The organism is Achromobacter spanius (assembly GCF_002812705.1).
GTDB classification, from domain to species: domain Bacteria; phylum Pseudomonadota; class Gammaproteobacteria; order Burkholderiales; family Burkholderiaceae_B; genus Achromobacter; species Achromobacter spanius.
In genome coordinates this window covers 810,692-824,763 of sequence record NZ_CP025030.1, presented here as the reverse complement: position 1 = coordinate 824,763, position 14,072 = coordinate 810,692, and the positions used below count along the sequence as shown (strand labels likewise).

Below are 14,072 nucleotides of genomic sequence, written 5' to 3'. Positions count from 1 at the left end.
GGTAGGGCGGAAACACCCGGGCAGCGCCTGGCTACCGGTGTCGATGAGTGGTTTCAGCGGTAGCGCGGAAACCTGGGCACCGCCGTGCTTGCCAGTGCGGATGAATGGTTTTAACGATAGGCCTGAAACACCTGGGCGCCGCCTTGCTTGCCGACCAGCAGCACGTCGTGCGGGGTCTTCCTGCCGCCGTATTCGGGGCCATCCATGCCCGGTGAACCCAGCGGCATGCCGGGGGCGGCCAGGCCGGCGGCGTCGGGCTTTTCCAGCAGCAGGCGGCGCACGTCGCTGGCGGGCACGTGGCCTTCGACCGCGTAGCCGTCGACCATCGCGGTGTGGCACGAGCCGTAGTCGGCCATGCCCGCGTTGCGGCGGATGGGGCCGGTGTCCTGCACATCGTGGGTGGTGACGACGAAACCGTTGTCGCGCATGTGCTTGACCCAGTCTTCGCAACAGCCGCAGGTGGGCGTTTTCCAGACCTCGACCTTGATGGGGCCTTGAGCGGTGGCGAACGCTGGCGCGCAGAGCGCTGCGGCAAGAACCAGGCGAGTCAGTCGGGATACGTTCATGATGCTCCGATCAGGGTGATGGAAAAGGGCAGGCGTTCGTCAGAACCAAAATCGCACGCCGGCCATGACGGCGGTCTGCGACCGGCTGGCGCCGGCGTCCGACGCGTAGCGTGCGGTCTGGCCGAACTTTCGTTCAAAGGATACGCCGATATAAGGCGCGAATTCGCGCGTGACTTCATAGCGCAAGCGCAAGGACAGCGAGCCCGTGGACAGGCCCGACCCAATGCCGCGTTCGACGTCGGACTTGCCATAAAGGCTGGCTTCCAGCTCGGGTGTAAAGATCAGCCGTTGCGTCAGCAGCAGGTCGTACTCGGCCTTCAGCGCCAGCGCCGTGCGGCCCGACGCGCCCACATACGCGGTGGTTTCCAGTTCCACGTTGTAAGGCAGCACGCCTTCAATGCCGAAGGCGGCCCAGTTGCGCTTGGGGCCGGTGCCGATGTCGCGGCGCGCACCCAGTTGCAGGTCCCAGAAAGGCGATACCGCGTGGCTCCAGAAGGCTTCGACCTTGCCGTCCGACCCGCCGCCGCTTTCGCGTTCGCCTTCGCTCTTGATGACGAGGCGGTCGGTGGCGGTGCCGAACCAGAAGCGGCCATCCCAGTCCAGCGCGTTCTGGCCATCGCGGTTGCGCGATACGCCGAACTTGTCGAACAGCACCTGCCAGGCGGGCGCGTTGTCCATCATGTGTGGGTGGATGCCATAGCTGTCGTAGCCGCGTTCCCCCGCGCCGTCGCTGGACGGCAGGCTGCCCAGGGGCGGCGAAACCGAAGCGGGGGCGTCATGGTTCATGTCCGCGTGATCCATCGCAGCCGGAGCAGTTGGCGGCGTCGCGCCGTGGTCCATGCTGGAGTGGTCTGTCGCGGCCGGCTCGGGTGAGGGCGTCGCGCCGTGGTCCATGCTGGAATGGTCCATCGTGCCATGATCCGCGGCGGGCGACTGCGCCTGCGCGCCTGCCGCGGCCAGCGTCATTGCCATTGCCAGCGCGCACAGCTTCAGTTGCCGTGTGCTCGATGTCATTGAGGGTTTCATCGAAAGCGTCATTGATTACTCCACCACGACCGCTCTGAACATGCCGGCCTCCATGTGATACAGCAGATGGCAGTGGTAAGCCCACAGCCCGCGCGCGTCGGCACTTACCCGGTAGCTGAGCCGCTGCGCGGGGTTCAGCGTGATGGTGTGCTTGCGTACTTGGAATGCGCCGTCGGGTGACTCCAGGTCGCTCCACAGGCCATGCAGGTGGATGGGGTGCGTCATCATCGTGTCGTTGACCAGCACAAAGCGCACGCGCTCGCCGTAGCGCAGCACGATGGGCTTGGCATCCGTGAACTTCACGCCGTTGAACGACCACATGTAGCGTTCCATGTTGCCGGTCAGATGCAGTTCGATCTCGCGCGATGGCGCGCGCTTGTCGTCGGGTTCGCGTAGCGAATGCAGGTCCGCATAGGTGAGCACGCGGCGGCCGTTGTTGCGCAGGCCCACGCCCGGGTCGTCCAGGCGCGTCGACACCTGGTCCGGCAACATGGAATTACCCACGCCGCGTTCCGTGGGGTAGGGGTGTTGGACTTGAACCATGCCGCCTTGGCCGGCCCCTGAGCCGTGCGCGTCGCCATGGTCCATGCCGGGCACGGTGCCGTGGTTCATCGCGCCATGGTCCGTGTCGCCGGCATTGTCCATTGGGGCTTCCGTGCCCGATCCCATGTCATGCGACATCCCCATATCCATCATGCCCAGAAGTTGCACGCGGTCCAGCGCGGGTACGTCCGCCTGCATGCCGGCGCGCGGCGCCAGCGTGGCGCGTGCGTATCCCGAACGGTCCATGGCTTGCGAGAAGATGGTGTAGGCACGCTCGTCTTTGGGTTCGACGATCACGTCATACGTTTCCGCCACGCCAATGCGGAATTCCTCTACGTCCACCGGTCGCACGTCCTGCCCGTCGGCGGCCACCACCGTCATCTTCAGGCCGGGAATGCGCACATCGAAGTAGGTCATCGCCGAGCCGTTGATGAAGCGCAGCCGGATGCGTTCGCCCGGCTTGAACAGCCCCGTCCAGTTGCCGGCGGGCGTGGCGCCGTTGGTCAGGAAGGTGTAGGTGGCGCCGGACACGTCCGCCAGGTCCGACGGGTTCATGCGCATCTGCTCCCACATCAGCCGTTCGGAGAGCGCCGCGCGCCAGCCGTGCTCGCGCGCGTCGGCCGACAGGCTTTGGACGCTGGGTTGGATGCCGTTGTAGTAATCGGGCATCACCTTGAGCTTGTTGAACAGCCGCATGGGATCTTCGTCCGTCCAGTCGGACAGCAGCACGGTGTGCTCGCGGTCGAAGGCGACGGGGTCGTGGTGGCGCGGGTCGATGACGATGGCGCCGTACAGGCCGGTCTGTTCCTGAAAGCCCGAGTGGCTGTGATACCAGTACGTGCCGCTTTGGCGCACGGGAAAGCGGTAGGTAAACGTCTGGCCGGGGTCGATGCCGTCAAAGCTCAGGCCCGGCACGCCGTCCATGTTCGAGGGCAGAAGAATGCCGTGCCAATGAATGGACGTTTGTTCGCGCAGCCGGTTGGTCACGTGCAGCGTGACCGTGTCGCCTTCTCGCCAGCGCAGTATGGGCGCAGGTAACTGGCCGTTGACCGTGGTGGCTGTGCGGGCCGCGCCGGTGTAGTTCACGGGCGTTTCGCCGATCTCCAGATGGAATTCGGTGCCGCGTAGTTCGGCGGTGGGGGCGGGTGCGGGTGTGGAGGTGGGCGCGGCCCAGGCGGCGCGCCAGCCGCCCAGCGCCGCCAACGCGCCGCCCGTGGCAAGACCTTGCACAAAGCGGCGGCGGGCAAGAGATGAGGTGCCCATGGGCTTCGCGGCGGGACGGAAGCGGGGCAAAGCGTCTTTCACGAAAGTCCTTGAAGGAGTGACCGTGATGACACTTTAGGAAAACCGGGGTGACCCGATTCTGTCGCCTGGATTACGGTTTTGTAATGTTCGCCGGGGAGGAGGTCAGGGCCGGTCTGGGGTCGAGTGAGAACCCCTCAGTGTGATCCCCACCACCGTGCCGTTCGCGTCCGACGCCGCATCGACATCGCCGCCATGCATGCGGGCGATGGCGCGCACGATGGCCAGGCCCAGGCCGTGGCCTTCGCTGCGCGGCGCGCGCGATGCGCCCGACCGGAAGAAGCGGTCAAAGATGCGAGGCAGATCCGCCGCCGGAATCGGCGTGCCGGGGTTGCGCACTTCCACGCGCGCGCCCGCCGCTTGCGCGGAACAGGTCAGCACGATTTCGCTTCCCTCGGGCGTGGCCTTGATGGCGTTGGCGATCAGGTTGGCCAGCGCGCGGCGCACCAGGCCGGGGTTGGCTGCGACCGTCGCGTCGCCCTCGCAGCGCAGGCGCACGCCTTGCGCCTCCAGCATGGCCTCGTAGTAGTCAGCCACCCGCCGCGCTTCGGCGGCCAATGACACGGGCGCCAGGTCAGCCGCCTGTTCGCCCCGGTCGGCGCGGGCCAGGAACAGCATGTCGTTGACCAGCGTCTTCAGGTCTTCAAGTTCTTCCAGGTTGGATTCCAGCGCGTCGCGCAATTCGGCGGCATCGCGCGGCGACGACAGCATGACCTGGGCGCCGTTGATCAGCGTGGCCAGCGGCGTGCGCAGCTCATGCGCCACGTCGGCGTTGAACCCTTCCATCTGCTGATAGGCCGCTTGCAGGCGTTCCAGCGTGCGGTTGAACGAGCGCACCAGGTCATGCAGTTCGCGGTCGGTGTCTTCAAGCGGCAAACGGTGCGCCAGGTTGTCGGGCTGGATGCGCGCGGCCTGTTCCGACAGGCGCCGAGTGGGGGCCATGCTGCGTCGCACGGCCCAGGCCGCCAGCACCACGGTCGCGCCCACCCACAGCGCGCAGATCAGCACCAGCGCCGTGCCATAGGCGTAAAGGAATTGCGAGCTGGTGCGGGTACTGACCGCCACGGTCAATTGCGCGCCGGGCAGGATGCGGTCGTTCATGGCGACGCGCAAACCACGCATGCGGCCGCCGTCGGCGGTTTGCAGCACCACCTGCCGGCCGTTGACCGTGTCCAGCGTTTCAGGCGGCGGTCCGCCATAGACGGCATGCCCTTGCGCGTCCACGATCCAGATGCCCAACTGGCCTTGTCCCGCGCGCATCTGGTCAAAGGTGGCGGCCAGGTCTTGCAGGCCGCTGGCGCTGTTCTGCATGTCGATCAAGTGGTCGATCAGTTCCAGCTTGCCGCTGACCTCGGTGATTTCCTGGCGCTCGACTTCGCGCTTGAGCGCCCAGAACAAGGTCGCGCCCGCCAGGCTGGACACCAGCAGCGCAATGGCGCCCAGCAACAGCGTCAGCCGGGCTTGCATCGAGCGCATGCGGGGCGGCTTGGGGCGGGGCGGTGTCATCGGAGTGACCTCATGGGCGCGGCCATTCGTCAGCCGGCTTCATGCCGGCAGCGGCGGGCTGCGCGACTCCAGCACGTAGCCCATGCCGCGCACGGTATGCAGCAGCTTGGCCTCGTAGGGGTCGTCCAGTTTGCTGCGCAGGCGGCGCACCGCCACGTCGATGACGTTGGTGTCGCTGTCGAAATTCATGTCCCACACCTGTTCGGCCAGCGTGGTGCGCGACAGCACCTGGCCCTGGCGGCGCAGCAGCAGCGCAAGCAGGCTGAATTCCTTGGCGGTCAGGTCCAGCCGGCGTCCGCCGCGCTGGGCGCGACGGCTGGCCAGGTCCAGCTCCAGGTCCGCCAGCCGCAGCAGCGTGGGTTCCTGCGCGCGGCCTCGGCGCAACAGCGCCTGCACGCGCGCCAGCAATTCCGAAAAGGCGAAGGGCTTGACCAGGTAGTCGTCGGCGCCGCCTTCCAGGCCGCGCACGCGGTCTTCCACCGCGTCGCGCGCGGTCAGCATCAGGATGGGGGTGTCTTTGCGCGCCCGCACGGCGGCCAGAATGCCGAAGCCGTCCACGCCGGGCAGCATCACGTCCAGCACGATCAGGTCGTACGCGCCTTCCAGCGCCAGATGCAGGCCGTCCACGCCGTCGCGCGCCACGTCCACGACATGGCTCTGTTCCGACAAGCCCTTGTTCAGGTAGTCGGCCAGCTTGGGTTCGTCTTCGATGACCAGGATGCGCATGGCCCGGAATTTACCACCCGCGCCGCGAGTGCGGTGTGGGTTGGGCGGGGGGGCAGCCGGGATTGCAGCCGGGGCTGCAACCCTTTATTCGGCTTCGTCCAGGGCGATGCGTTCGGGCGGAAAGCGCAGGGTGAACACGCTGCCCTTGCCGGGTTCGCTGGTGATCAGCAGTTCGGCGTCATGGCGCATGGCGATGTGCTTGGTGATCGCCAGCCCCAGGCCGGTGCCGCCGACCGCGCGCGAACGTCCGCGATCCACGCGGTAGAAGCGTTCGGTCAGGCGCGGCAGGTGGCGCGCGGGGATGCCGATGCCGGTGTCCTGCACGCTGTAGCGTGCGCCGCCATCGGGCTCGCGTTCCCAGCGCACGGTGATCGTGCCGCCATCGGGCGTATAGCGCACCGCGTTGGTCAGCAGGTTGGACAAGGCAGAGGTCAGCTCCGTCTCGGCGCCCAACACGTCCAGCGCTTCGTCTATGTGCCATTCGAGCACATGGCGTCCGCCCGAGAGCGCCTCGATCTGCTGGCGCGCCTTTTGCAGCAGCGCGCCCATGTTGATGGCGCGCGGGTCGCTGCCCGGCGACGATTCCAGCGTGGACAAGGTCAGCAGGTCTTCCACGATGGCCTGCATGCGCTGGGCCTGCTCGTGCATCATGTCGATGTACTGCGCGCGCTGTTCTTCAGGCAGCGCGTCGGCGGGCATGTCGCGCAGCGTTTCCAGAAAGCCCGCCAACACGGTCAGAGGCGTGCGCAGTTCGTGCGAGACGTTGGCGACGAAGTCGCGGCGTGTCGTTTCCAGGCGCTCGATCTGCGTCACGTCTCGGGTGATGAGCAGACGCTGGTTGCTGGCGTAGGACGTCAGCTGCATCATCATCAAGCGTTCCTGGCCCTGTTGGCCCAGGCGCACAAGGATGGGCTCGGGCCACGCGGGCCGATGCGCGTATTCCACGAATTCGGGGGCGCGCAGCAGGTTCAGCAAATTGTGGCCACGGTCGGCCGGCAGGCGCAGGCCCAGATGCTGGCGCGCCATGCGGTTGCACCAGTCAATCTGAAAATCTTCATTCAGCGTGACCGCGCCGTCCGGCAAGGCCTGGGCGGCGGCCAGCATGCCTTGCATGGTGTCGCGAGTTTCGGTCAGTTCACGGGCACGGGCGCGGGTATAGCGGTAAAGGGGGGCAAGGATGTCGTCCCAGGGGCCGACGGAAGCGGGGGGCGAGGTGTCGGGTTGATTGGCCCAACGGGAAACCAGCGTCAGGCGCCAACTGCGCCAGAGCAGCATGGTGGCCTGTGCGGCTGAAAATACAATCCAGCCCGCCGGGTCTCCTATGAGCCATTGCGCCAGTAAGGCAATCACCGCCCACAGGGCGACCAGGAAAAGTGTGCGCAGCCAGATCATCGTGCGGGAGTTTTACCGCGTCGGAAGCTGTGCCGTAAACCGGTAGCCGCTGCCACGGACCGTTTCCACGTGCGCGTCGTGGCCGCTGGGTTCCAGCGCCTTGCGCAAGCGGCGGATATGGACGTCCACGGTGCGTTCTTCAACGAACACGTGGTCGCCCCAGACCTGGTCCAGCAGTTGCGAGCGCGAGAACACGCGCTCGGGGTGGGTCATGAAGAAGTGCAGCAGGCGGAATTCGGTGGGGCCGATCTGCAGCGACTGGCTGTTGCCCGACAGGCGATGCGTCACCGGGTCCAGCTTCAGGCCGCCCACGTCGATGACGTCGTCGGTCAACTGGGGCGCGCGGCGGCGCAGCACGGCCTTGATGCGGGCCATCAGCTCTTTGGGCGAGAAGGGCTTGGTGATGTAGTCGTCGGCGCCGGCTTCCAGGCCGTCAACCTTGTCTTGCTCGGAACCCTTTGCGGTCAGCATGATGACGGGCACGGCGCGGGTGCGTTCGTCATTGCGCAGCTTGCGGGCCATGGCCAGGCCGGACGTGCCGGGCAGCATCCAGTCCAGCAGGATCAGGTCGGGCAATTCGGCGCGGATAAGGGTCTGGGCTTGGTCGGCGTCGAAGGCGCGCAGCACTTTGTGCCCCGCGAAGGACAGGTTGACGGCGATCAGTTCCTGGATTGCGGGTTCGTCTTCGACGACGAGGATGGTGCTGGACATGGCGAATTTGGCACGCTTCTGAGCGCCGGCGCGGCGCGAACATTGCGATAGTATGGCCGCAATATTTCAGGTATGTGACCGCCAGGCGCTTTCAGGGCGGGTTTTCGAGCCGCTGCCGCATGCTCGATAGGCTACCATTGCCCGATATATCGGGAATTCACTATGCAAAACCCCTCCGAATCGCAACATTCCGCGCAATCCAACGACTCATCCACGCATTTCGGCTTCCAAACGGTGCCGGAAGGCGAAAAGGCCCGTAAGGTCGCTGAAGTCTTCCATTCGGTCGCCCAGCGCTACGACGTCATGAACGACTTCATGTCGGCGGGCCTGCACCGCATCTGGAAGGCCTTCACCATTGGCCGCGCCGCCATCCGCTCCGGCATGAAGGTGCTGGACATTGCCGGTGGCACCGGCGACCTGGCCAAGGCGTTCGCCAAGCGCGCCGGCCCCACGGGCGAGGTCTGGCTGACCGACATCAACGATTCCATGCTGCGCGTGGGCCGCGACCGCATGACCGACGCCGGCCTGCTGCTGCCCACCGCCGTCTGCGACGCCGAGCGCCTGCCGTTTCCCTCCGGGTATTTCGACCGTGTCAGCGTGGCCTTCGGCCTGCGCAACATGACCCACAAGGACCGTGCACTGGCGGAAATGGCGCGGGTGCTGAAGCCGGGCGGCAAGCTGCTGGTGCTGGAGTTTTCGCGCGTGGCAAAGCCCTTGTCGCCCGCCTACGACTGGTATTCCTTCAATGTATTGCCTTGGCTGGGCAAGAAAATTGCTAACGACGAAGCCAGCTACCGCTATCTGGCTGAATCCATCCGCATGCATCCTGACCAGGACACCCTGGCCGACATGCTGCGCACCGCCGGTCTGGATCGGGTGCAGTACTTCAACCTGACCGCCGGCATCGCCGCCCTGCACGAAGGCGTGCGCCTGGGCTGAACCGGCATATTCATCGGATGATTCGTCCCCCACGGGGAACTTGTGGGGCGGCCGCTTGTCCGTTATTCTTACGGCGTTCAGATTACTGTAAGAAAGTCGCGAATAGGTCCCGCTGTCCGTGGGACTCCTTGCTGCTCGGGGCAGCGGGGGCGCGAGTACGAGGGAGCAAACTCTATGTCCAAATTCTGTTTTTCGCGGTTTGTCGCCGCGGCGCTCATCGCCGTTTCCGGCGCGGCGTTGGTCACGGCATCGTTTGATGCCGAAGCCCGTCGCGCGGGTGGTGGCAGCAGCGTCGGCCGTCAATCCTCCAATGTGACCCAGCAGCGCCAGGCCACCACGCCGCCGGCCGCCGCCAACAATACCGCCGGCGCCACCGCGGCCCCGGCAGCCGCGGGCGCGGCCACGGCAGGTGCCGCGGGCGCCGCCGCCAAGAGCGGCGCGTCGCGCTGGCTTGGCCCCATCGCCGGCATCGCCGCTGGCCTGGGTATCGCCGCCCTGTTGTCCAGCATGGGCCTGTCGGGCGCGTTCGCCGAATTCCTCGGTTCCGCGCTGCTGATCGCCGCTGTCGTGTTCGCCGTCATGTTCATCATCCGCCGCCTGCGTGGCGCCGGCCCGCGTACGGCAACCCAAGGCGCGTTCAATGGCGCCAACAATGCACCGGGCCAGCAACAGCAGCCCATGTGGCGTGAAGCGCTGAAGCCGACCGCCGCTGCCGCTCCGGCCGCTGCTGCCGCCGCCGCGCCCGTCGCACCGCCGGCTGTGCTGCCCGAAGTCGGCGCGGACAACAACTGGTTCGTGCCGGGCGATTTCGACACGCCCGCCTTCCTGAAGCAGGCCAAGGAGCAGTTTGTCCGCATCCAGGCCGTGTGGGACAGCGGCAGCACCGACGGTCTGCGTGACTTCCTGACCGACGACCTCATCACCGAGCTCAAGCCGCAACTGGCCGAGCGCGGCGCGGCGCCCAACAAGACCGAAGTGGTCCTGCTGAACGCTGAAATGCTGGGTATCGAAACCGTGTCCGACGGCCACCTGGCCAGCGTGCGCTTCTCCGGCATGCTGCGCGAGGCCCCGGGCGCCGAGGCCTTCCGCTTCGAAGAAGTCTGGAACCTGTTCAAGCCCGCCAACGGCGGCTGGCTGTTGGCCGGCATTCAACAGATCCCCGTGGATCTGGCCAGCTGAACGCTGCTTGGCCGGGGTTGACCCTGTCCTCTGCTGAAGGATGCCACCCGGCATCCGATAGAACCGGCCCTAGATGGGCCGGTTTTTCCTTGTCCCGCTGCGTGAAACGCGCTCGCATCTAACCCGTTACACTCCCGATTTACCCACTAATTTCGGCAACCCCGGCTACCGGGTCGTTGCACACCGTCATGCTGCCTTTTTCGTTCCTGCCCACCCCCTCGCGAATGGCTGTCAGCGCGCTCAACGCCTTGTTGCGGCGCGAGGACTGGGCGCGCGAGCGTCTGGCAAAGCACGCGGGCAAGACCGTGCGTTTTGCGCTGGGCGCCTTTACGTTGGCCTTGACGATCGACAGCGAAGGGCTGGCCGCGCAAGCAGACCCGGCCGTGGTGCCCGACGTGACCTTGACGGTCGCCCCTGAAAAACTGCCCTTGCCTCGCCTCGGCGCCTTGGGTGGTGATCGCGAAGCCCCTGATTTCGCTGAAGCCACGCATATCTCGGGCGACGCCGCCCTGGCGCAGGTGGTGGCTGACCTGTCCAAGCAGTTGCGCTGGGATCCCGAAGACGCGCTGGCCCGCGTGGTGGGCGATATCGCCGCCCTGCGTATCGTGGGTGGCGCGCGCGCGGCAGCCGACGGCGCGCGCACGGCCAGCAAGCGGCTGGCCGAAAACGTGTCCGAATACCTGGCCGAAGAAAGCGGCGTGCTGGTGGGCCGCCCCGCGCTGGAGCAATGGCGTCTGGACCTGGCCGAGCTGAACACGCGCGCAGAGGCGCTGGCGCGTTCGGCCGGCGCGCTGCAAACCCGTCTGGCTTCCGCCAGTGCAAAGCGGGGTGCCTGATCCATGTTTCCGCTGCTGCGCCTGCTTCGCATCATCGTCGTATCCCTGCGCTATGGCCTGGACGAGCTGGTCCTGTCCAGCCTGAACCACCCGCTGGCCACCTGCCTGTTGCGCGTCATCCGCCTGGGTACGCGCCCGCGCCAGCCCCGTGGGCAGCGCCTGCGGCTGGCGCTGGAGTCGCTGGGCCCCATCTTTGTGAAGTTCGGCCAGGTGCTGTCCACCCGGCGCGACCTGATCCCCGCTGATATCGCCGACGAACTCGCCCTGCTGCAAGACCGCGTGCCGCCGTTCCCGTCGGCACAGGCCGCGGCCTGCATCGAGGCCGCGCTGGGCGCGCCGCCCGAAAAGCTGTTCGCGCAGTTCGACGTGGACCCGGTGGCGTCGGCGTCGATCGCGCAGGTGCACTTCGCCGTGCTGCACGACGGCCGCGAGGTTGCCGTGAAAGTGCTGCGGCCCGGCATGCTGGGCATCATCGAAAAAGACCTGTCGCTGCTGAAGATCGTGGCGCGCATCATCGAGCGCCTGGGCGCCGACGGGCGCCGCCTGAAGCCGCGCGAAGTCGTGGCCGAATTCGACAAATACCTGCACGACGAACTGGACCTGGTGCGCGAAGCGTCCAACTGCAGCCAGTTGCGCCGCAATTTCGGCCCGGAATCCGGCCGGGGCGACATGCTGATCGTGCCCGAGGTGATCTGGGAATACACGGCATCCACCGTGTTCACGATGCAACGCATGTACGGCATGCCGGTGGGCCAGGTGCAGCGCATGCGCGAGGCGGGTATCGACATCCCGACGCTGGCGCGCACGGGGGTGGAGATTTTCTTCACGCAGGTGTTCACCGACGGCTTCTTCCACGCCGACATGCACCCGGGCAACATCTATGTGTCGGATCGCCCCGACACGCTCGGCAGCTACATCGCGCTGGACTTCGGCATCGTGGGCTCGCTGTCCGAGTTCGACAAAAACTATCTGGCGCAGAATTTCCTGGCCTTCTTCCACCGCGATTACCGGCGTGTGGCGCAGTTGCACATCGAATCCGGGTGGGTGCCCGCGGATACGCGCGAAGAAGAACTGGAGGGCGCCGTGCGCGCCGTCTGCGAACCGTACTTTGACCGGCCGCTGTCCGAGATCTCGCTGGGGCAGGTTCTGCTTCGCCTGTTCCAGACGTCGCGTCGGTTCAATGTAGAGATCCAGCCGCAACTGGTCTTGCTGCAAAAGACCTTGCTGAACGTCGAGGGATTGGGCCGTCAGCTCGACCCCGACCTGGACCTCTGGAAGACGGCCAAGCCCTATCTGGAACGCTGGATGCGCCAGCGTGTCGGATTCAAGGGCTTGCGCCAAAGCCTGGAAAAAGAAGCCGCGCAGTGGTCGCAAATGCTGCCCGCTTTGCCCAGGCTGGTTCATGACCACCTGAGCCGTCCGAACGTCTCGCCGGCGCTGCTGGCCGAGATGATTCATTTGCGGCGCGCCCAGGAACAGAACAACCGGCTGGTTGCAGCGCTGGTTGGGGTAGTGGCTCTTGCGATCGGGGTCGCAATATGGGCCTTGACCCGGTAGGCGGCGCGATGATCTAGACGAACGCTGTCATGTTTCATTCATGAAACGGTCATCATAGCTTCGCGGGAAACGGCGAAAAATAGCGCTGCGGTGGATGAATGCAGCGTCACGCCGACAAGACGCGCGCGCCATTCATTAATTTCTATCGCCCCACAAGCGGGACGAATACAAGGGCAGACCATGCTTTATCCTGAACTCTTCAAGACCATGGAAGCGGTGCGCTGGAACATGGCTCACGACATCCCCTGGGGGGATTTCGATCGCAGCAAGCTCTCTGACGAGCAGGCGCAAACCATCAAGATGAACGCCATCACCGAATGGGCGGCACTGCCGGCCACGGAGATGTTCCTGCGCGACAACCGCGGCGACAGCGACTTCTGCGCATTCATGTCGGTGTGGTTCTTTGAAGAACAGAAGCATTCGCTGGTGCTGATCGAATACCTGCGCCGCTTCCGCCCGGACCTGGTTCCCACTGAAGAAGAGCTGCACAACGTGCGCTTCGAGTTCGACGCCGCGCCGGAACTTGAAACGCTGATGCTGCACTTCTGCGGCGAGATCCGCCTGAACCACTGGTATCGCCGTGCCGCCGAATGGCACACGGAACCGGTCATCAAGGCCATCTACAAGACCGTGGCGCAAGACGAAGCCCGCCATGCCGGCGCGTACCTGCAATACATGCGCCGCGCGCTGCATGACCGTGGCCAGGACACCAGCGAGCAGGCCCGTCTGGCGTTCTCGAAGATCGGCGTGCTGATGGCCTCGGCCGGCCGCACGCAGCAGGCGCTGCACCCGACCAACCTGCACGTGAACAAAGACCTGTTCCCCAACGACACGGTGCAATCGCGCCTGCCGGAGCCGGGCTGGCTGGAGCACTGGCTGGACACGCAGATCCGCTTTGACGGCATCTGGGAACAAAAGGTCGCCAGCCGCATCCTGCACATTTTGTCCAAGCTGATGGATCGCAGCTTCGAAACCGTGAAGGACCTGAATCGCTACCGCAAGGAAATGACGGCGCTGATCGTACCCAAGGAAAAGAAGATCATCCTGGGCGGCGCCTGATATTTCTCGGGCGGCGGGCTGCTCTGGGCCGCCTGCCGTGTTGCGGGGGATGATGCTCGGGATGCTGCCGGGAATGATGCCGAGATGCTGCCCGGAAAGCTCGCCGGAGAGCCCCCGGGGATGCTGCTTCTTGGCGGCGGATGCGCGGATATAATCGCCGCATGTCCGCCGCCCGTTTTGAATCCAAAGTCCTGTCCCGCGACGAATGCGTCGCTGCCGTCGCCGCTGGCCGTCTGCCGCGGCCGCTGGTATTCACCAACGGCGTCTTCGACATCCTGCATCGCGGCCATGCCACGTATCTGGACCAGGCCGCCCAGTTGGGCGCGACGCTGGTGGTGGCAGTGAACACCGACGAGTCGGTGCGCCGCCTGGGCAAGGGCGCCGAACGCCCGTTAAATCGCATGGAAGACCGCGCCGCGCTGCTGGCCGCGCTGGGCTGCGTGACCGTGGTCACGTCGTTCCATGAAGACACGCCCGAAGCCTTGATCGGCGAGATCAAGCCCGACCTGATCGTCAAGGGCGGCGACTACGACATGGAAACGCTGCCGGAAACGGCGCTGGTAAAAAGCTGGGGCGGCCGCGCGGTGGCGATCCCGTTTGAATTTGAACGGTCCACGACGGCGCTGGTGAAGAAGATCCAGGGTGGCTGACAAACATGCGGCTCAAGGGCCGCATCTTTTTGCGCGGGAAGCTGATGGGTTACGCGCGATTGTATGGCCCGGGGACATGG

At 65.8% G+C, this 14,072-nt stretch carries 13 protein-coding genes; 6 read left to right on the top strand and 7 right to left on the bottom strand.

From position 1 onward, the window contains the following. Positions 1–110 precede the first annotated feature (110 nt). From CVS48_RS03780 to phoB, 7 genes are all read right to left on the bottom strand, one after another. Entirely contained in the window at positions 111–566 is a 456-nt protein-coding gene (locus CVS48_RS03780; protein WP_100853317.1) for a DUF411 domain-containing protein, read from the bottom strand. Between the two features lie 39 nt (positions 567–605). Next, a complete protein-coding gene (locus tag CVS48_RS03775; protein ID WP_100853316.1) occupies positions 606–1,580 on the bottom strand; it encodes a copper resistance protein B in 975 nt (324 codons plus the stop codon). 27 nt (positions 1,581–1,607) lie between these two features. Next, positions 1,608–3,398 carry a copper resistance system multicopper oxidase gene (locus CVS48_RS03770; RefSeq protein ID WP_100857492.1) on the bottom strand — a complete coding sequence of 597 codons (1,791 nt, stop codon included), beginning with the start codon at positions 3,396–3,398 and terminating at the stop codon, positions 1,608–1,610. 144 nt (positions 3,399–3,542) lie between these two features. Further along, positions 3,543–4,943 (bottom strand): heavy metal sensor histidine kinase, encoded by a 1,401-nt coding sequence (locus tag CVS48_RS03765; RefSeq protein WP_167400943.1) that lies wholly within the window; start codon positions 4,941–4,943, stop codon positions 3,543–3,545. A gap of 39 nt (positions 4,944–4,982) precedes the next feature. After that, entirely contained in the window at positions 4,983–5,669 is a 687-nt protein-coding gene (locus CVS48_RS03760) for a heavy metal response regulator transcription factor (RefSeq protein ID WP_100853315.1), read from the bottom strand. An 84-nt stretch (positions 5,670–5,753) separates the two neighbouring features. Further along, positions 5,754–7,061 (bottom strand): phosphate regulon sensor histidine kinase PhoR, encoded by a 1,308-nt coding sequence (gene phoR / locus CVS48_RS03755; RefSeq protein ID WP_100853314.1) that lies wholly within the window; start codon positions 7,059–7,061, stop codon positions 5,754–5,756. A 12-nt stretch (positions 7,062–7,073) separates the two neighbouring features. After that, entirely contained in the window at positions 7,074–7,772 is a 699-nt protein-coding gene (gene phoB / locus CVS48_RS03750) for a phosphate regulon transcriptional regulator PhoB (protein WP_006227196.1), read from the bottom strand. Between the two features lie 162 nt (positions 7,773–7,934). Here phoB and ubiE point away from each other — a divergent pair, with 162 nt between their 5' ends. From ubiE to rfaE2, 6 genes are all read left to right on the top strand, one after another. After that, on the top strand, positions 7,935–8,711 hold the full coding sequence (gene ubiE, locus CVS48_RS03745; RefSeq protein WP_100853313.1) for a bifunctional demethylmenaquinone methyltransferase/2-methoxy-6-polyprenyl-1,4-benzoquinol methylase UbiE: 777 nt from the start codon (positions 7,935–7,937) through the stop codon (positions 8,709–8,711). Positions 8,712–8,885: 174 nt separating this feature from the next. Next, on the top strand, positions 8,886–9,890 hold the full coding sequence (locus CVS48_RS03740) for a Tim44 domain-containing protein (RefSeq protein WP_100853312.1): 1,005 nt from the start codon (positions 8,886–8,888) through the stop codon (positions 9,888–9,890). Between the two features lie 188 nt (positions 9,891–10,078). Then, on the top strand, positions 10,079–10,726 hold the full coding sequence (locus tag CVS48_RS03735; protein WP_100853311.1) for a ubiquinone biosynthesis accessory factor UbiJ: 648 nt from the start codon (positions 10,079–10,081) through the stop codon (positions 10,724–10,726). 3 nt (positions 10,727–10,729) lie between these two features. Continuing rightward, complete coding sequence (gene ubiB / locus CVS48_RS03730) at positions 10,730–12,283, top strand: ubiquinone biosynthesis regulatory protein kinase UbiB (RefSeq protein WP_100853310.1); 1,554 nt, start codon at positions 10,730–10,732, stop codon at positions 12,281–12,283. A 180-nt stretch (positions 12,284–12,463) separates the two neighbouring features. Beyond that, the gene (locus CVS48_RS03725) at positions 12,464–13,342 is read left to right on the top strand and encodes a ferritin-like domain-containing protein (RefSeq protein ID WP_054421289.1); all 879 of its coding nucleotides are present in this window, start codon (positions 12,464–12,466) and stop codon (positions 13,340–13,342) included. Positions 13,343–13,503: 161 nt separating this feature from the next. Beyond that, positions 13,504–13,992 carry a D-glycero-beta-D-manno-heptose 1-phosphate adenylyltransferase gene (gene rfaE2, locus CVS48_RS03720; protein WP_050449144.1) on the top strand — a complete coding sequence of 163 codons (489 nt, stop codon included), beginning with the start codon at positions 13,504–13,506 and terminating at the stop codon, positions 13,990–13,992. Positions 13,993–14,072 lie beyond the last annotated feature (80 nt).